The following is a 16,302-nucleotide window of genomic DNA, read 5'->3' as shown; positions in this document are numbered from 1 at the left end:
TTCAGGCCTCCTGCAGGGTCTGAGCGGCGGTTTTCACCGCAGCGCGGATGCGCGGGTAGGTGCCACAACGGCAGAGGTTGCCGCTCATCGCGTCATCGATATCTTCATCCGTCGGGTTCGGGATCTCAGCCAGCAGCGCGGCGGCCTGCATGATCTGGCCGGACTGGCAATAGCCACATTGCGCCACCTGATGTTTGACCCAGGCCGATTGCACCGCATGCAGGGCAGGCGGCGTGCCAAGACCTTCGATGGTGGTGATTTCCATGCCGTCTTCCAGCGTGTCGGCGGTCACCTGACAGCTGCGCATGGCTTCGCCGTCAACATGGACGGTGCAGGCGCCACAGGCGGCGATGCCGCAGCCGTATTTCACACCGGTGATGCCCAGCTCATCCCTGAGGATCCACAGCAGGGGCATGTCATCTTCGACCTCCACCTGCCGTTCAGTACCGTTCACAATCAGTTTCATGCTGCAATCTCCTTGGTGGCGCCCCGGCTGCGTTGGGCTGTCTTGAGCTGCCTTAGATAGGTCAATGGTAAGCCGCCCCCTGTGGATGGCCAGAAAAGGTCGGCGGTGCTGACCAATTTGGGCATCTGTACGCGAGTCGTCTTTGTGTCCAATATTGACACTTGGCCGTTTTTTGTCAATATGCCCATTATGAGTGACAGCAAGATCGAAATCCTTGAGGCTGCGATGCGGGTTTTCACCCGGTTTGGCCTGAAAAAAACCACCATGAAGGACATCGCCGAAGAGGCCGGTGTGGCCCGCCAGACGGTCTACAACGCCTTTTCCAGCAAGGATGTGCTGCTGTGTGATTTGATCCGTCACGCCGGTGTCCAGATCGAAGAGCAGACCCGCGCACAATGGGCGGACACGCCTGCGCTGGCGGACAAGCTGGATATCTTTTTTGAGATTGCGCTGGTGCAGCCGTTTCGGATCATGACCGCCTCGCCCGAGGTGGAAACGCTGGAGGAAAGCCTCAGTGCTGCCGGTCATCGGGCGATGTCCGAGGTGGATGCCATCAAGGAGGCCCTGCTGCTGGATCTTTTCGCTGATCAATCCGCCGCCTTGGCGCGGCATGATCTGACGGTGGAGCAGATGGCAGAATGGGTGCGGGTCACCTGTGTCGGCTATAAATCCCAAGCCAAGAGCGAGGCGCAGCTGCGTCAGCTGTTGTCCGTGGTGCGTCACATGGTGGGTTTGGTCTGCGCGCCCTGATCCGGGCGCGCTAAGGTCCGATAGGCCAGGACAGTTTAGAACAGGCTCAAATCCGGAAGATCGGTTGCAGCAGGCGGGGCATGAACTCATTAAACCGCAGCGGCGCATCCGTGGCCGCCAGACAGATGCAGGGATCGCCCGCATCCGCAACCGGGGTGTGATCCAGATCTTCGTCTGCCACTTCGATGTCACCGGGGCCAAAACGGCCGGTTTCATCGCTAAAGCTGCCTTGCAGCACCAGCGTCAGTTCCATCCCATTGTGGCCGTGATCCGGCACCGCCTGACCCGGTGGGATGTGCAGCAACCGTACCGAGCCATGCGAGTCGGCGCTGATGATGGCCTGTTTCATGCCCAGCCCCAGTGAGCGCCAGCGTGGCGGCTTGTTTTTCAGCGCCTCCATCAGGGGGCCGGGGTAGATGCCTTTGGCCGCAGCAGGTTTGGGCAGATCGCGCGGCAGGGCCGCTTCTGGCGTCATGTCCAGCTTGGCAAAGATATCGGTCTTCAACCCATCACTGAGCGAAATGGCATCGGTGGCATCCAGCAGCGCGCCGCCGATGGCCTGATGGCTTTCGTAGGAGGCACGGCAGGTTGCACACATGGAGATATGCGTGGCCACCACAAGCGAGAACACGGGCGAAAGGCTGCCGGAAGCGTAAGCAGCCAAAAGTGCGTCGGGGGTATGTTGGGTAATTGCGGTCATCTTAGCGCATTGCCTTGAGATCGTGGCGCAGTCGTTCCAGCCCCAGCCGGATGCGTGATTTGATCGTGCCGAGGGGCAGGCCGGTGGCCTTGCTGATGTCCTGATGACTCAGTTCGCCCAAGTAGGCTTTTTCGATCATTTCACGCTGGTTCGGCGCAAGGCGCGATAGCGCGTCTTTCAATTGAGTGGTTTCCTGCTGCACCGCGAGGATCTGGCTGGCGTCGGGTTCCAGGCCCGGCTCTTCCTTCAGCTCTTCGGGCACGGGGCGGCCCAGTTTACGGTGCAGGTCGATTTGACGGTTGCGGGCGATTTGGTAGATCCACGCCGAAACCTGGGCTCGGTGCGGGTCAAACTGTTCCGCCTTGTGCCAGACGGTCAACATGACGTCCTGCACAATTTCCTCTGCTTGCGCCGGATTGCAGCCTGAGCGGATCACGAACCCTTTCAAGCGTGGCGCAAAATGGTCAAACAACCGCGCGAAAGCGGACTTGTCGCGCTGATCGCGCACCGCCAGCATCCACTTCGTTTCAGGTGCGATTTGCACCTCTGCCGCAGCTGGTTTCTGGCAGCCGTCATCCCCTGGCGCTGACGTCACTTTCTTGCGCTCCCTGCGGGCCACCGGCGCCCCGTGCGTGGCACGGGGGCGAAGGGTGGCAGTGTCTTCGTAACTTTCTGTCAGCATAGTCTTGTTACGGGACTTCTGAAAAGTTGGATCATTCTTTTTTCACATGAGTGATCCGAAGCCGTTGTTGCCGCGTAACACCTTCAAATAACTTGGGCAAACTTATCAGGAGATCTCATGTCGTTTGACGCTCTACCCGTTGTTCCGCAGCGCATTGCCGTGATTGGCGGCGGCATTTCTGGTCTCGCCTCGGCTTATCTGCTGGCGGGCCAGCATGAGGTCACCCTGTTTGAAGCCGCTCCGCGCTTGGGCGGGCATGCGCGCACCGTGCAGGCGGGGATCACTGGTCAGCAGCCCGTGGATACCGGGTTTATCGTGTTCAACTACGCCAACTATCCGCATCTGACCCGGATGTTTAAGGATCTGGATGTGCCGGTCTGCAAAAGCGACATGAGTTTTGGCGCCTCGATCAATGATGGTGAGGTGGAGTACGGGTTGCGCAACATCAAGGCGCTTTTGGCGCAGAAGCGCAACGCCCTGCGTCCCAGTTTTGTGCGGATGCTGCGCGATGTGCTGCGCTTCAACGCCCGCGCCGAAGCCTTGGCCGACAACGATGACAGCACCATCGCCGATCTGATGGCTGATCTGAACCTCGGGGATTGGTTCCAGCGGTACTACCTGATGCCGCTTTGTGGCGCGATCTGGTCAACGCCACCGTCTGAAATCCGCAGCTTCCCAGCCAAGTCACTGGTGCAGTTCTTCCGCAACCACGCCCTGTTGTCGGCCAGCGGTCAGCATCAATGGTGGACGGTGGATGGCGGCAGCATCGAATATGTCACCCGGTTGGAACGTCACCTGACCCGCACCGGCGTGTCGCTACGCAAGGCCACACCGGTTTCGGCTGTCAAACGGGATGGCATCGCCGCGACGGTTTTCGCCGACGGGATGGAGCCGGAACGGTTCGATCAGGTGATCTTTGCCTGCCATTCGGATCAGGCACTGCGCCTGCTGGCCAATCCCACGTCTGAGGAACAGGCGGTTCTAGGGGCGATGCGTTTTCAGGACAATCAGATGATCCTGCACCGTGATGTCAGCCAGATGCCTGAGCGCCGCGCGGTCTGGTCCTCCTGGGTTTATAAGGCCGATACCCGCCTGCCGGAGCCCAGCATTGGCGTCACCTATTGGATGAACCGGCTGCAAAATATTGACGAAAGCGATCCGCTGTTTGTCTCGCTCAACCCGGCAACCCCGGTGCCGGATCACATGATCTACGACCAGACCAATTTCCGTCACCCGGTGTTTGACCGCGCGGCGCTGGCGGCGCAGCAGCAGCTGCGGCAGATGCAGGGGCAGAACCAAACCTGGTTCGCTGGCGCCTACACCCGCCATGGCTTCCACGAAGATGGCTTTGCCAGCGCTGTGCGTATCGCGCGCGAACTGGCGCAGAACGCTCAGGCTGCAGGGCCTGAGCTGCGGGCACAATATGCATGAGTGCAGAGTACAAGAGTAACCAAGGTATGGACCAAGTTCAGCATATCCAAGGCGTGACCACCCACACCCGGCGCGGAGCCCATCGCAATGCCTTCCGCTATAGTGTGGACTTCCTGATGCTGGACCCAGAGGCAGCTGTCCCGACACCACGGCTGTTCAGCCGCAACCGGTTCAATCTGGCGGCGGTGCATGACCGGGATCATGGCGGCCTAATTGGCGAAGGGCAGGGCGCCCCTTGGGCCCGCGAGGTGCTGGCGCAACATGGGCTGACATCAGAGGTCACGCTGAGGCTGCTGACGCAGCCGCGCTGGCTGGGCTACGGGTTCAACCCGGTCAGTTTCTGGCTGGCCTATCGCGACGACGATCTGCTGGCGGTGATTGCGGAGGTCTCAACCCCCTTCAACGACCGCCATTCTTACCTGTGCCACGCGGAGGGCTTTGCGCCGATCACCCGCGAAACCCAGTTGAGCAAATCCAAACGGCTGCATGTCTCGCCTTTCCAGGAGATTAAGGGCGGCTATGATTTCCGCTTTGATATCCGCCCCGATCAGATCGCCATCCAGATCCTGCATCGCAACGGTGAGGAGGGTGTGATGGCCACGCTGTCGGGCCAATGCCAGCCGCTGACCAATCGGGGCCTCATGCGGGCCAGCCTGCGCCGACCGATGGGCGGTCTGCGCACCATGGCGCTGATCCATTGGCAGGCGCTGATCCTGAAACTCAAAGGCGCGCGCTACCGCACCCGCCCCACACCCCCAACACATGAGGTGTCTTGAATGCTATTCCTAAGCAACCGTGTGAAAGCTGACTTTCTGGCAACCTGCGAACGGATCGACCGTGGCACCCTGCATCTGCGCACCCCGGAGGGGGAGCGCTACACTTTCGGGGCAGGCGCGCCTGAGGCTGAGATGGAGATCAAGGACTGGTCGGTTGTGACGACGATTGCCAGCCGGGGCGATATTGGCCTGGGCGAAACCTATGTGGCGGGGCTTTGGGAAACCCCCTCGATTGAGGTGCTGACCAAAGTGGCGCTGATGAACCTCGAACAGTTCACCGGCTATGCCTATGCCGGGTTCTGGCAGACGCTGAAATTCCGTGTGGTGGACCGGCTGCTGCGGGCAAACTCCCGCCGGGGTGCCGCGCGCAATATCAAAGCGCATTACGATGTCGGCAATGAGTTCTACCAGTTGTGGCTGGATGACACGATGACCTATTCCTCAGCGCTGTTTGCGCCGGGCGACAATGACCTGTCCCGCGCGCAGACCCGCAAATATGACCGGATCCTTGATCGTCTGGGAGAGGGTGACAACATTCTGGAGATCGGTTGCGGTTGGGGCGGCTTTGCGGAACGTGCCGCAGAACAAGGGCGCCGTGTCACTGGCGTCACCATTTCACCCAGCCAGAAAGGTTATGCCGATGCCCGGCTTGATGGCCGCGCAGACATCCGGCTGCAGGATTACCGGGCGGTGCAGGGCCAGTTCGACAACATCGTGTCGATTGAGATGATTGAGGCGGTGGGCGAACGCTACTGGCCGACCTATTTTTCCACCCTGAAACAGCGTTTGGCGCAAGGGGGGCGTGCGGTCATTCAGGCGATCACCGTGCAGGATGATTACTTTGACACCTACCGCAACAGCTCGGACTACATCCGCCAATACACCTTTCCCGGCGGTATGCTGCTGAGCACGCAAAAGATCACCGAACAGGCCCATCGGGCCGACCTGCGGGTGCGCGGCAGCCACGGTTTCGGCATCGACTACGCGCGCACCTGCGCGATGTGGGATGAACGGCTGGTGGAACAGTCAAACCGGATCCGCCGGCTGGGCTATGACGAAGGTTTCCTGCGCAACTGGCGTTATTACCTTGGGGTTTGTGCCGCCTCTTTCGCAGTGGGACAGACCGATGTGGTGCAGGTGGAGCTGGCCCATGCCTGAGGGACGACGATCCGGCGGGCCCAACCCGCGCCGGTCCGAACGGATCTGGCTGATCGGTGCTTCTGAGGGCATCGGTGAGGCTTTGGCGCGCGCCTATGCCGCCCGTGGGGATAGCCTGATCCTGAGCGCCCGCACGGCCGAGCGGCTGCATGCCTTGGCCGAAACACTGCCCGGCACCCACGATGTCTTGCCTTTGGATATTGGCGACAGCCAGTCGATGGGGCAGGCCCAGTTGGCGATGCGGGCGATGGGGCCGGTGGACCGGGTGATCAACATGGCGGCGCTCTATGATCCGGGTCAGGTCGAGGAGCTGGACAATCAGCGTGCGGCGGACATCGTTCAGGTGAACCTCATGGGTGCCTTTATGGTGGCGCGCACCGCGCTTTCCGTGTTGCGACCGGCGGGTCAGCTGGCGCTCTGTGGCAGCGTCGCAGGCTATTTTGGTCTGCCGCAGGGGCAAATCTATTCGGCCACCAAGGCGGGGGTGACCAATCTGGCGGAAAGCCTGCGGATCGAGCTGTCCGGCCGCTTTGATGTGCGCCTGTTGTCGCCGGGGTTTGTTGACACCCGTCTGACCCAAAAAAACGCCTTTGCCATGCCCGGGCTGATGACGCCTGAAAACGCGGCGCAGGCGATTGTGCGTGGGCTGGACCGCCGTCCGTTCGAAGTGCACTTTCCCCGCCGCCTGACTTTACCCCTGAAGCTGCTGCGCATCCTGCCCTATGCGCTGGCGTTCCCCTTAACCCGTAGGTTGCTGCGCTGAGCGCGGCTTGTCCCAAGAAAGAAGAGCCTCATGAATATTGTCTTCCTCTACCTAGCCACCGCGTTGATTTTCTTTGTGGTCGATGTGGTCGGATTGAAGCTGTTCATCAAACCGGTGTTTGAACAACATGTGGGTCACCTCTTTGCCGAGGATTTCCGGCTGGGGGCGGCGGGGCTGTTCTATCTGGGCTATGTGGCCGGGATTGTCTGGTTCGTCTCCCTGCCGGCCATGCGGGCTGATGATCCCTCGGCGGCATTGATTGGGGGGATTTTGCTGGGGCTGATGGCCTATGGCACCTATGAGTTCACCAATTACGCCACGCTGAAGGACTGGACGATGCAGCAGGTGGTGCTGGACACCATCTGGGGGGCGGCGCTGACCGGTGTGGCGGCCTGGGGTGGCGTCAGCATGCTGCGTGCGATTGGCTAAAAACTCAGTTCAGCGCCGCGAGGCAGGCTGCGGTGATCTGTTCCAGATCGCCGTCGATTGACACTGTGACATGCGCTTCATCCGCTTGCGGCATCTCCAGCGTGGCAAACTGACTGTCCAGCAGGCTGGTGGGCATGAAGTGGTTTTGCCGCGCCGCCATACGGGCGGCAATCACTGCCTGATCGCCGCTCAGATGCAGGAACACGGCCTCCGGCAGGTGGCTGCGGATCAGATCACGGTAGCTGCGTTTCAGTGCTGAGCAGGCCGTGAACACCTGCCGATCAGGATGGGCGGCCTGCTGGTCGGCCACATGCAACGCCAGCGCCCGCAGCCAGGGGGTGCGCATCGCATCGCTCAGCGGTTGGCCGGCCGCCATATGGGCCACATTTTCTGCCGGGTGCAGCGCGTCTGCTTCAACGTAGATCCCATTGCGCGCCGCGGCCAGTGCGGCGGCGATGCTGCTTTTGCCGCAGCCGCTGACCCCTATCACAAACAGCGCCGGTCCACCGGGCAAAACAGGGCTGGGGCGTGGCATGGCGGGCCTTTCGGTTGGCTGCAGGAATTACTGTAAATGATTGCGCTAACAAATGGGCCGGCGCAAGCCTTAAACAACGCACAGGGGCACGCGCACCGTTGGGTCATTGGTCACTGATATCAGATGATAAATCGTAAAACGTGAACTGGACGAAGCCTCTTCGCAGTTTACTTTGAATCCCACCTGTGGTCTGTTTGCGACATAGGCTCGGATTAATGTCGTTTTTGTTTCATTATTTGGTAACCGCTGTTTGGGTAAATTCTCCGAGCAAATCGCCTTCTCCGGGCGGTGCCGGATCGTGGTCGACGGGGCCATGGGCGGGGTCAACTTGAACAAAGTCTTTGGGAGAATTCTGAACATGAGTAAATTTGCAGCGCTCGGCGCAGTGAGCATGGGTGTGTCGTTGATGATGGGGGGCGCAGCGGCCGCAGAGTGTGGCAACGTCACCATCGCGGAATGGAACTGGGCCTCGGGTGAGCTGATGGCCAATGTCGATAAGATCATCCTCGAAGAGGGCTACGGCTGCGAAGTGGATCTGATCCCCGGAGCCACCACCACCACCTTTGCATCGATGAACGAAAAGGGCGAACCGGATGTGGCAGGCGAACTGTGGATCAACGCCGTACGCGATCCGCTGGCCAAAGCCACCGAAGAGGGGCGCCTGCATTCCGTTGTGAACGGCCCGATCACCGGTCTGGGTGAAGGCTGGTGGGTGTCGCCCGCCTTTGTCGAAGCACATCCTGAGCTGAACACTGTGGAGAAGGTTCTGGCGCGCCCGGACCTGTTCCCCTACGTAGAAGATGAAAGCAAAGGCGCCTTCCTGGGTTGCCCTGCCGGCTGGGGCTGTCAGCTGTCAAACGCCAACCTGTTCCGCGCGTTCGGCATGGAAGACAAAGGCTGGACGCTGGTTGATCCGGGTTCCGCCGCGGGTCTGGACGGCTCGATCGCCAAAGCGGTTGAACGTGGTGAAAACTGGTTCGGCTACTACTGGGCGCCGACCGCGATGATCGGCAAGTACAACCTGACCCTGCTGGAATGGGAAACCGCCTGGGGTGGCTCGGAAAACTGGGATGGCTGCATCGTGAAGCCGGAACAGGAATGCCTGGACCCGCAGATGACCTCTTACACCGAATCTGAGGTGCACACCGTGGTCACCGACCGCTTCCTGAAAGAGGGTGGCGTGGCTGTTGATTACCTGAAGGAACGTGTGTTCCCCGGTGACGTCATGAACACCATGCTGGTGTACATGAACGAAAATCAGGCCACCGGCGGTGACGCGGCCTGGTACTTCCTGGAGACCTATCCTGAGATCTGGGAAGCCTGGGTCAGCGAAGACGCTGCAACTGGCATCAAAAAAGAACTGTGATCTGACGGATCATACCTAGAACGGGGGGCACAGGCCCCCCGTTCGCATGCCAAACCCACTGCCAGATCGACCGGGTGCGGCACCTAAAGACCCCAAACGGCCAATGGCCACGGGGCGTTCATCAAGGCCCGGGCCATGAAAGCCCGCAAAAAGGGCCAGCCAACGGGCCATAAAGGCAAGACCGAAGGGAGGGGAACCATGTGGGAGTTCCTGACCGAGTTTCCGTCACTGGGACGGCGTGACCTCGCAGATTTCAAAAACACGATCGACAGTGCATTTCGCAATTTCTCGCGCGAGTATGGCGAAGCACTGGAAGCATTCTTTTCTCCGCTGCTGAAATTCCTCGTCTGGTTTGAGAAGCTGCTGCTGCCACCCCCTGGCCGCTGATCATTGCCATTGTTGGCCTTCTGGCCTGGCTGGGCGCCCGCAGCTGGAAGGTGACCGCGGGCACTGTGGTGGCCTTTCTGGTGATCGGCTTCCTCGGCATGTGGGAAGATACCATGGCGACGCTGGCGATCATTTCGGTCGCGACGCTGTTGTGTATTCTGATCGGCATTCCCATCGGCATTCTGATGGCGCGTTCGGATCGGACGCAGGCGGCCATCACCCCTGTCTTGGATGTGATGCAGACCATTCCGTCGTTTGTTTACCTGATCCCGGTGGTGATGCTTCTGGGGATCGGCAAGGTGCCGGGGCTGCTGGCGGTGCTGATCTACGCCATCCCGCCGATTGTGCGCCTGACCAACCTTGGGATCCGTTTGGTCGACAAGGATGTTCTGGAGGCGGCTGATGCCTTTGGCGCCTCGCCACGGCAGAAACTCTTTGGTGTGCAGGTGCCACTGGCGCTGCCCAACATTTTTGCCGGTGTGAACCAGACCATCATGATGGCGCTGTCCATGGTTGTGATCGCGTCGATGATCGGGGTCAAAGGGCTGGGCGTGCCGGTGCTGCGCGCCATCTCCAACCAATATTTGGCGCTGGGCCTGATGAACGGTCTGGCCATTGTGGCGTTGGCCATCATTTTCGACCGTATTTCGCAAAGCTATGGCAAACGCCTGCAGGCACACCGGGGGCAGGGACATGGCTGATCCGAAAATCAAGATTGAAAACCTCTACAAGATCTTTGGCTCCAACCCGAAGAAGCATCTGCTAAAGGTGCAGCAGGGCATGACCAAGGATGAGCTGCTGGAGAAGCACAACCACGTGCTGGGGGTCGATGATGTCTCGCTTGATATCATGCCGCGGCAAATTCAGGTGGTGATGGGCCTGTCGGGGTCCGGCAAGTCGACGCTGATCCGTCACATCAACCGGTTGATCGAACCTACCGGTGGATCGCTGTCGATCGATGGCGAAGATGTGCTGGCGATGAATGAGGACCAGCTGCGGGACCTACGCCGGCATAAGATGTCGATGGTGTTTCAGAAGTTTGCGCTTCTGCCGCATCGCACGGTGCGCGAAAACGTCGGCTATGGTCTGGAGGTGCAGGGCGTTGAGGAAGGCGAGCGTGACCGCCGCAGTGCTCATTGGATCGACCGGGTGGGCCTGTCGGGCTATGAGGATAAGTTCCCCGGCCAGCTGTCCGGCGGTATGCAGCAGCGTGTGGGGCTGGCCCGTGGTCTGGCAACGGATGCGGATATCCTGCTGATGGATGAGGCGTTCTCGGCGCTTGATCCGCTGATCCGGTTCGACATGCAGTCGATCCTGCTGGAACTGCAGGAAGAGCTGCACAAAACCATCGTTTTCATCACCCATGATCTGGATGAAGCGCTGCGCCTTGGCGACAATATCGCCATCCTGCGCGATGGGGCCATGGTGCAGAAAGGCGACGCGCAGGAGATTGTGCTGAACCCGGCGGATGACTACATCCGCGACTTCATCAAAGACATCAACCGCGGCCGGGTGATCCAGCTGCGCGCCATTACCGATCCCTTGCCTGAGGGCATGATCGCCAACGGGGCGCCGCAACTGGCGGGCAACACGGTGCTGGAGGATGCGCTTGCACCGCTGTCAGAGGCGCCGGATCAGACCATCATGGTGACCAACAGCGCAGGGCAGGTGGCTGGTTCCGTGTCGCTGACCCGGGCCATTCAGGCGCTGCACACCTGAGGACTGTTAAGTTGAAGTTAAGGGGGCCGTCCTGCGGGGGCGGCCCTTTTATTTGGCCAGCTGCCGGGCCTGCCGCGGGGTGATCCCATATTCGGCGCTAAAGGCGCGGGCCATCGCCGTGGGGTCACGGTAGCCGCAGCGCAGGGCGATCTCGGCCACGCTTTCGCGGGTCTGCTCCAACCGGCGGCGTGCCTCCGCCAGGCGGATCCTGCGGTAGATCTTGCCGGGGCTGTCACCAGTTTCGGCGCGGGCGATTTGTTCCAGCCGACGTTGGCTGATCTGCAGGTGATCGGCCACAGCAGCAATGCTCAGCGGTTCTTCGACATGGCGGCGCATCAGCGCGGCGGCGGCGTGCAGCAGCTGATCGTCGGGCCAGCGGCGCAGCGGGTTCATCTGCGGATCCCGTTCGCCAAACATGAACAGCGCCGCGACCTCCAGCGCCAGCGTTGCGCCATGGTGGCGCTCAATAAGCTCCAGCATCATTTCCAGCGTGGTGGTGGCGCCGCCGCAGCTGGCGCGGGCGCCGTCAATCACCCAGCGGGCATCGACCACATCCACCTCGGGGAAGGCCTCGGCCAGTTCGCCCAGCGTGTCCCAATGGGCGGTGGCGCGATAGCCGTTCAGCAACCCTGCCGCTGCCAGCAGCCAGGATCCGGTGTCCAGCCCCGCCAGCATCTGAAACCGCCCCGCCGCCGCGCGCAGGCTGCGGCGCAGGTCCGGCGTGTCCAGTTGGTGGTAGCCATAGCTGGGCATGATCAGCAGCGCCGCTCCTGCGGCCTCCCCCGTCAAGGGTTTGGGTTGCACGGGTAGGGCGGAAGAAGACTTCACCGTCTGGCTGCTGCGGCTGTAATAGGTCCAGTCATAAAGCGGGCGACGGGCCAGCGTATTGGCGGCGCGCAAAGGCTCCACCGCATTGGCCAGGCAGAGGTTTGAAAACCCCTCAAACAGCAGGAGGCCGATGTGTTTTGTGGTGATCTCTTTCGATTTGGGCACGGTATTTGGTCAATACTGCAAGGTCGCTGCGAAAACCCTGCGCTAGCGTGCGCGAAAAGACAACGTAAATCGCCGCGCAGCTCGCCTGCCAGCGCGCCGTGACCAAAGGGGAAATCAATGCCGCAAGATCAGGCTATGGGGCTGAATTTTGGCCTCAGCGATGAGCAAGAGATGATCGTCTCAACCGTGCGCAGCTTTGTGGAAAATGAGATTTATCCGCATGAGGCGGAGGTTGAGCGGACCGGGCAGGTGCCCTTGGAACTGGGCAATGCGATCAAGCAGAAATGCATCGATCTGGGGTTTTACGCCTGCAACTTCCCCGAAGAGGTTGGCGGCGCGGGCCTGAGCCATATGGATTTCACCCTGGTGGAACGAGAACTGGGCCGCGGATCGATGGCACTGACCCATTTCTTTGGCCGCCCGCAGAACATCCTGATGGCCTGCGAAGGCGAACAGCGTGAAAAGTACCTGCTGCCTGCGGTGCGCGGCGAACGGATGGATGCGCTGGCGATGACGGAGCCGGATGCTGGATCTGACGTGCGCGGCATGAAATGTCAGGCGGTGCGCGACGGCGGCGATTGGGTGATCAATGGTTCCAAACACTTCATTTCCGGGGCGGAACACGCGGACTTCTTCATCGTTTTTGTCGCCACCGGCGTGGATGACACCCCGCGCGGTCCGAAAAAACGGATCACCTGTTTTCTGGTCGATCGTGGTCATCCCGGCTTTGAGGTGCGCGATGGCTATAACTCGGTCAGCCATAAGGGATACAAAAACTATATCCTGACCTTTGATGACTGCCGGCTGCCCGATGCGCAGGTTTTGGGCGAAGTTGACGGCGGTTTTGATGTGATGAACGAATGGCTTTACGCCACACGTCTGACCGTTGCGGCCTTCTGTGTTGGGCGGGCGCGGCGCTGTTTTGATCACGCGCTGCAATACGCCACTCAGCGCAAACAGTTCGGCCAGCAGATCGCCAAGTTTCAGGGCGTCAGCTTCCAGGTGGCCGATATGATCACCGAAATTGACGCAGCCGATTGGATGACCCTTTCAGGCGCATGGCGTCTGGACCAGGGGCTGCCGGCCAACCGCGAAATCGCCAGCGCCAAGCTTTACGCCAGTGAAATGCTGGCGCGGGTCACCGATACCACCTTGCAGATCTTTGGCGGTATGGGGCTGATGGATGACTTCCCGATTGAGAGGTTCTGGCGCGATGCGCGGGTGGAACGGATCTGGGATGGCACCAGTGAGATTCAGCGTCACATCATCAGCCGGGATCTGTTCCGGCCTTTGGGGGCCTGAGCCATGTTGCGGCGGGTCAGACCGTTGCAGCGCCTGCTGGCGCCAGAGGTCATTGCGGTGATCGGCGGCGGCACTTGGGCGGGCAATGTGATCGCCGAGTGCCGCAAGATCGGCTTTGCCGGGCGGATTTACGCGGTGCATCCCAAACGTGCCGAGGTCGCAGGCATCGCCACTGTGCCCACGGTTGCTGAGCTGCCTGAGGTGCCGGATGCGGTGTTTGTCGGGGTCAACCGCAGCGCCACGGTAGATGTTGTGCGGTCTTTGCGTGATCTTGGCGCAGGCGGGGCGGTGTGCTTTGCCTCAGGCTTTCTGGAGGCCGCCGCCGAGAGCAGCGATGGCGCGGATCTTCAGGCGGCATTGCTGACAGCGGCGGGGGATATGCCGATCCTTGGGCCCAATTGCTATGGCATGATCAACTATCTGGACGGCGCCGCGCTGTGGCCGGATCAGCATGGCGGCGCGCGGGTAGACAGCGGTGTGGCAGTGCTGACGCAAAGCTCAAACATCGCGATCAACCTGTCGATGCAGCGCCGTGGATTGCCGCTGGCCTATCTGGTGACGCTGGGCAATCAGGCGCAGCTGGGCCTGTCAGAGGTGGCGCAGGCGTTGTTGGAGGATCCCCGGGTCACCGCACTGGGTCTGCATATCGAAGGCATCGATGACCTGCGCGGGTTTGAAGCGCTGGCACAGGCGGCTCATGCGGTTGGCAAACCCATCGTGGCGCTGAAGGTCGGCAGTTCCGAACAGGCGCAGGCCGCAACGATTTCGCATACCGCGTCCTTGGCGGGATCCGCCGCCGGCGCAGCGGCGCTGCTGAAACGGTTGGGGATTGCGCAGGTCGCCTCGCTTGAGGTGATGCTGGAAGCGTTGAAACTGCTGCATGTGGCGGGGCCCTTGCCCCATGCCGGGATCGTTTCAGCCTCCTGTTCCGGGGGCGAGGCCAGCCTGATGGCCGACATCGGCGCCGCCGCCGGGGTGCAATATCCGCCCTTGAATGAGGGGCAACACAGCGCGTTGCGGGCTGCATTGGGGGCGCAGGTGGCACTGGCCAACCCGTTGGATTACCACACTTATATCTGGGGCGATGGCGCAGCGATGCAGGCCTGTTTCGCCGCGATGATGGATCCCGCGCTGGCGCTTGGTATCCTTGTGCTGGACCTGCCACGTGACGATCGTTGTTCGGCAGATGACTGGCAGCCAACGCTCGATGCGCTGGCCGCTGCGCGTGCGGGTCAGGACCGGCCGATGGCGGTGCTGTCGTCCCTGCCAGAGGGTCTGCCTGAGGCAGTGGCGGCAGATCTGATTGCGCAAAACATCGTGCCGCTCAACGGGATGGACCCTGCGCTGCAGGCCATTGCGGCAGTGGCTGGGATGGCACCACCCAGTGCGGATCCGTTGTTGCTGCCCAAGGGCAGTGGCGAAGCGGGGCAAGTGCTGCATGAGGCGGAGGCAAAAGCCGCCCTGGCTCAGTTTGGCCTGAAGGTGCCGGGCAGCTTGCAGGCGATCAACGTGGCGGAGGCCGTGGCGCAGGCCAATTCCCTTGGCTACCCCGTGGTTCTGAAAGCCGCCGGACTGGCACATAAGTCTGAGGCGGGAGGAGTTGCGCTGAATCTCAAAACCCCCGAAGAGGTCAGGCGCGCGGCTGAGGCGATGCCGGCCACCTCCTATCTGGTCGAACATATGTTGGGGGACGCGGTGGCCGAATTGCTGATCGGTGTCACCTGCGATCCGGCCCATGGTTATGTGCTGACCCTAGCGGCAGGTGGCGTGATGACTGAGGTGTTGCAAGACAGCGCCCATCTGCTGATCCCCGCCAGCAGGGATGAGGTTGCAGAGGCAGTGCAAAGCCTGAAAATGGCGCCGGTTCTGGCCGGGTTCCGCGGTAAACCCGCCGCCGATCACGAGGCCATATTCGACGCGGTGGCGGCAGTTCAGGCCTATGTCATCGCCACACAACCCGCCGAATTAGATATCAACCCGTTGATCTGCACACCGCATGGGGCGGTGGCGGCAGATGCTTTGATCAAGACAGGAGGTCACGATGACCCAAGCCATGGCTGAGGCCCCAAACCCGATTGAAACCCAGCGTGACGGCCATGTGCTGGAGGTGACGCTGAACCGGCCCAAGGCCAACGCCATTGATCTGGCGACCAGCCGGATCATGGGGCAGGTGTTTCAGGACTTCCGCGATGACCCGGAGTTGCGGGTGGCGATCATCACCGGCACAGGGGCCAAGTTTTTCTGCCCCGGATGGGATCTGAAGGCGGCGGCTGATGGCGATGCGGTTGATGGCGATTATGGCGTCGGCGGTTTTGGCGGCCTGCAAGAACTGCGTGGCCTCAACAAACCGGTGATCGCCGCCATCAACGGCATTTGTTGCGGCGGTGGGCTGGAACTGGCGCTGTCAGCCGACATCATCCTGGCGGCGGAGCACGCGACATTTGCCCTGCCCGAAATCCGGTCGGGCACCGTGGCCGATGCGGCCTCGATAAAACTGCCGAAACGTATCCCTTATCACATCGCGATGGAGATGCTGTTCACCGGGCGCTGGCTGGATGCTGAAGAAGCGGCGCGCTGGGGCATGATCAATCAGGTGCATCCGGCGGACCAGCTGATAGCCAAAGCGCGGGAAATGGCGCAGCTGATCGCCTCGGGCCCACCGCTGGTCAACGCCGCGATCAAAGAGATCGTGCGCGAGGCCGAGGATATGAAGTTTCAAGACGCCATGAACCGCATCACCAAGAGCCAGTTCGCCACCGTCGAAACGCTCTACACCTCAGAGGATCAGCTGGAAGGTGCGCGTGCCTTCGCTGAGAAACGTGACCCCGTTTGGAAAGGGAAATAA

16 protein-coding genes and 1 pseudogene are annotated in these 16,302 nt (G+C 61.1%); 12 read left to right on the top strand and 5 right to left on the bottom strand.

Translation table 11 applies throughout. The features are described from left to right. Position 1 precedes the first annotated feature (1 nt). The gene (locus tag ACORLH_RS15815; RefSeq protein WP_321829302.1) at positions 2 to 466 is read right to left on the bottom strand and encodes a (2Fe-2S)-binding protein; all 465 of its coding nucleotides are present in this window, start codon (positions 464 to 466) and stop codon (positions 2 to 4) included. 189 nt (positions 467 to 655) lie between these two features. On the opposite strand from ACORLH_RS15815, the gene ACORLH_RS15810 reads away from it, so the two are divergent. After that, positions 656 to 1,216: a helix-turn-helix domain-containing protein gene (locus tag ACORLH_RS15810; protein ID WP_321829301.1), complete on the top strand. Its 561-nt coding sequence runs from the start codon at positions 656 to 658 to the stop codon at positions 1,214 to 1,216. Between the two features lie 46 nt (positions 1,217 to 1,262). Here ACORLH_RS15810 and ACORLH_RS15805 read toward each other — a convergent pair whose 3' ends face one another. Both ACORLH_RS15805 and ACORLH_RS15800 read right to left on the bottom strand, forming a co-directional pair. Beyond that, positions 1,263 to 1,916: a ChrR family anti-sigma-E factor gene (locus ACORLH_RS15805; protein WP_321829299.1), complete on the bottom strand. Its 654-nt coding sequence runs from the start codon at positions 1,914 to 1,916 to the stop codon at positions 1,263 to 1,265. A 1-nt stretch (position 1,917) separates the two neighbouring features. Continuing rightward, positions 1,918 to 2,433, bottom strand: a complete 516-nt coding sequence (locus ACORLH_RS15800; RefSeq protein ID WP_321829298.1) for a sigma-70 family RNA polymerase sigma factor — start codon at positions 2,431 to 2,433, stop codon at positions 1,918 to 1,920. A gap of 282 nt (positions 2,434 to 2,715) precedes the next feature. Here ACORLH_RS15800 and ACORLH_RS15795 point away from each other — a divergent pair, with 282 nt between their 5' ends. Genes ACORLH_RS15795 through ACORLH_RS15775 form a run of 5 tightly spaced genes read left to right on the top strand, consistent with a single transcriptional unit; the run spans position 2,716 to position 7,155 of the window. Beyond that, positions 2,716 to 4,029 (top strand): NAD(P)/FAD-dependent oxidoreductase, encoded by a 1,314-nt coding sequence (locus tag ACORLH_RS15795; protein WP_321829297.1) that lies wholly within the window; start codon positions 2,716 to 2,718, stop codon positions 4,027 to 4,029. Between the two features lie 26 nt (positions 4,030 to 4,055). After that, on the top strand, positions 4,056 to 4,805 hold the full coding sequence (locus tag ACORLH_RS15790) for a DUF1365 domain-containing protein (protein WP_321829296.1): 750 nt from the start codon (positions 4,056 to 4,058) through the stop codon (positions 4,803 to 4,805). Beyond that, a complete protein-coding gene (locus ACORLH_RS15785; protein ID WP_321829295.1) occupies positions 4,806 to 5,963 on the top strand; it encodes a cyclopropane-fatty-acyl-phospholipid synthase family protein in 1,158 nt (385 codons plus the stop codon). Continuing rightward, a complete protein-coding gene (locus tag ACORLH_RS15780) occupies positions 5,956 to 6,726 on the top strand; it encodes an SDR family NAD(P)-dependent oxidoreductase (protein WP_321829294.1) in 771 nt (256 codons plus the stop codon). Before ACORLH_RS15785 ends, ACORLH_RS15780 begins: the two co-directional genes overlap by 8 nt. Positions 6,727 to 6,756: 30 nt before the next feature. Then, on the top strand, positions 6,757 to 7,155 hold the full coding sequence (locus tag ACORLH_RS15775; RefSeq protein WP_321829293.1) for a DUF2177 family protein: 399 nt from the start codon (positions 6,757 to 6,759) through the stop codon (positions 7,153 to 7,155). 4 nt (positions 7,156 to 7,159) lie between these two features. On the opposite strand, the gene ACORLH_RS15770 is transcribed toward ACORLH_RS15775, so the two are convergent. After that, positions 7,160 to 7,690, bottom strand: coding sequence for a gluconokinase (locus tag ACORLH_RS15770; protein WP_321829291.1), 531 nt, complete (start codon positions 7,688 to 7,690; stop codon positions 7,160 to 7,162). A gap of 358 nt (positions 7,691 to 8,048) precedes the next feature. Here ACORLH_RS15770 and ACORLH_RS15765 point away from each other — a divergent pair, with 358 nt between their 5' ends. The 3 genes and pseudogenes from ACORLH_RS15765 to ACORLH_RS15755 all read left to right on the top strand — a co-directional run bounded on the left by ACORLH_RS15765 (position 8,049) and on the right by ACORLH_RS15755 (position 11,162). Further along, the gene (locus ACORLH_RS15765) at positions 8,049 to 9,056 is read left to right on the top strand and encodes a glycine betaine ABC transporter substrate-binding protein (protein ID WP_321829290.1); all 1,008 of its coding nucleotides are present in this window, start codon (positions 8,049 to 8,051) and stop codon (positions 9,054 to 9,056) included. 198 nt (positions 9,057 to 9,254) lie between these two features. Then, positions 9,255 to 10,144: pseudogene (locus ACORLH_RS15760) on the top strand (ABC transporter permease). Beyond that, positions 10,137 to 11,162, top strand: coding sequence for a glycine betaine/L-proline ABC transporter ATP-binding protein (locus tag ACORLH_RS15755; RefSeq protein ID WP_321829289.1), 1,026 nt, complete (start codon positions 10,137 to 10,139; stop codon positions 11,160 to 11,162). Before ACORLH_RS15760 ends, ACORLH_RS15755 begins: the two are co-directional and overlap by 8 nt. Before the next feature lie 48 nt (positions 11,163 to 11,210). Here ACORLH_RS15755 and ACORLH_RS15750 read toward each other — a convergent pair whose 3' ends face one another. Further along, on the bottom strand, positions 11,211 to 12,155 hold the full coding sequence (locus ACORLH_RS15750; protein ID WP_321829288.1) for a GlxA family transcriptional regulator: 945 nt from the start codon (positions 12,153 to 12,155) through the stop codon (positions 11,211 to 11,213). Between the two features lie 141 nt (positions 12,156 to 12,296). Here ACORLH_RS15750 and ACORLH_RS15745 point away from each other — a divergent pair, with 141 nt between their 5' ends. From ACORLH_RS15745 to ACORLH_RS15735, 3 genes are read left to right on the top strand one after another with little or no spacing between them, the layout of a single operon-like run. After that, a complete protein-coding gene (locus tag ACORLH_RS15745; RefSeq protein WP_321832837.1) occupies positions 12,297 to 13,457 on the top strand; it encodes an acyl-CoA dehydrogenase family protein in 1,161 nt (386 codons plus the stop codon). A 3-nt stretch (positions 13,458 to 13,460) separates the two neighbouring features. After that, a complete protein-coding gene (locus ACORLH_RS15740; RefSeq protein ID WP_321829287.1) occupies positions 13,461 to 15,518 on the top strand; it encodes an acetate--CoA ligase family protein in 2,058 nt (685 codons plus the stop codon). Further along, complete coding sequence (locus ACORLH_RS15735) at positions 15,499 to 16,302, top strand: carnitinyl-CoA dehydratase (protein ID WP_420719761.1); 804 nt, start codon at positions 15,499 to 15,501, stop codon at positions 16,300 to 16,302. The genes ACORLH_RS15740 and ACORLH_RS15735 overlap by 20 nt, the downstream gene beginning before the upstream one ends.

The organism is Thalassovita sp., from assembly GCF_963691685.1.
Classification (GTDB): domain Bacteria; phylum Pseudomonadota; class Alphaproteobacteria; order Rhodobacterales; family Rhodobacteraceae; genus Thalassobius.
The sequence above is the reverse complement of the archived record's forward strand: the minus strand, read 5'-3'. Positions and strand labels throughout refer to the sequence as shown.

Excerpts from the sequence above, each read along its gene's own strand:
- ACORLH_RS15785 (WP_321829295.1), top strand. The coding sequence starts at position 4,806 with ATGCTATTCCTAAGCAACCGTGTGAAAGCTGACTTTCTGGCAACCTGC.
- ACORLH_RS15805 (WP_321829299.1), bottom strand. The coding sequence starts at position 1,916 with ATGACCGCAATTACCCAACATACCCCCGACGCACTTTTGGCTGCTTAC.
- ACORLH_RS15810 (WP_321829301.1), top strand. The coding sequence starts at position 656 with ATGAGTGACAGCAAGATCGAAATCCTTGAGGCTGCGATGCGGGTTTTC.
- ACORLH_RS15735 (WP_420719761.1), top strand. The coding sequence starts at position 15,499 with ATGACCCAAGCCATGGCTGAGGCCCCAAACCCGATTGAAACCCAGCGT.
- ACORLH_RS15780 (WP_321829294.1), top strand. The coding sequence starts at position 5,956 with ATGCCTGAGGGACGACGATCCGGCGGGCCCAACCCGCGCCGGTCCGAA.
- ACORLH_RS15740 (WP_321829287.1), top strand. The coding sequence starts at position 13,461 with ATGTTGCGGCGGGTCAGACCGTTGCAGCGCCTGCTGGCGCCAGAGGTC.
- ACORLH_RS15765 (WP_321829290.1), top strand. The coding sequence starts at position 8,049 with ATGAGTAAATTTGCAGCGCTCGGCGCAGTGAGCATGGGTGTGTCGTTG.
- ACORLH_RS15755 (WP_321829289.1), top strand. The coding sequence starts at position 10,137 with ATGGCTGATCCGAAAATCAAGATTGAAAACCTCTACAAGATCTTTGGC.
- ACORLH_RS15815 (WP_321829302.1), bottom strand. The coding sequence starts at position 466 with ATGAAACTGATTGTGAACGGTACTGAACGGCAGGTGGAGGTCGAAGAT.
- ACORLH_RS15790 (WP_321829296.1), top strand. The coding sequence starts at position 4,056 with ATGGACCAAGTTCAGCATATCCAAGGCGTGACCACCCACACCCGGCGC.
- ACORLH_RS15800 (WP_321829298.1), bottom strand. The coding sequence starts at position 2,433 with ATGCTGGCGGTGCGCGATCAGCGCGACAAGTCCGCTTTCGCGCGGTTG.
- ACORLH_RS15775 (WP_321829293.1), top strand. The coding sequence starts at position 6,757 with ATGAATATTGTCTTCCTCTACCTAGCCACCGCGTTGATTTTCTTTGTG.
- ACORLH_RS15795 (WP_321829297.1), top strand. The coding sequence starts at position 2,716 with ATGTCGTTTGACGCTCTACCCGTTGTTCCGCAGCGCATTGCCGTGATT.
- ACORLH_RS15770 (WP_321829291.1), bottom strand. The coding sequence starts at position 7,690 with ATGCCACGCCCCAGCCCTGTTTTGCCCGGTGGACCGGCGCTGTTTGTG.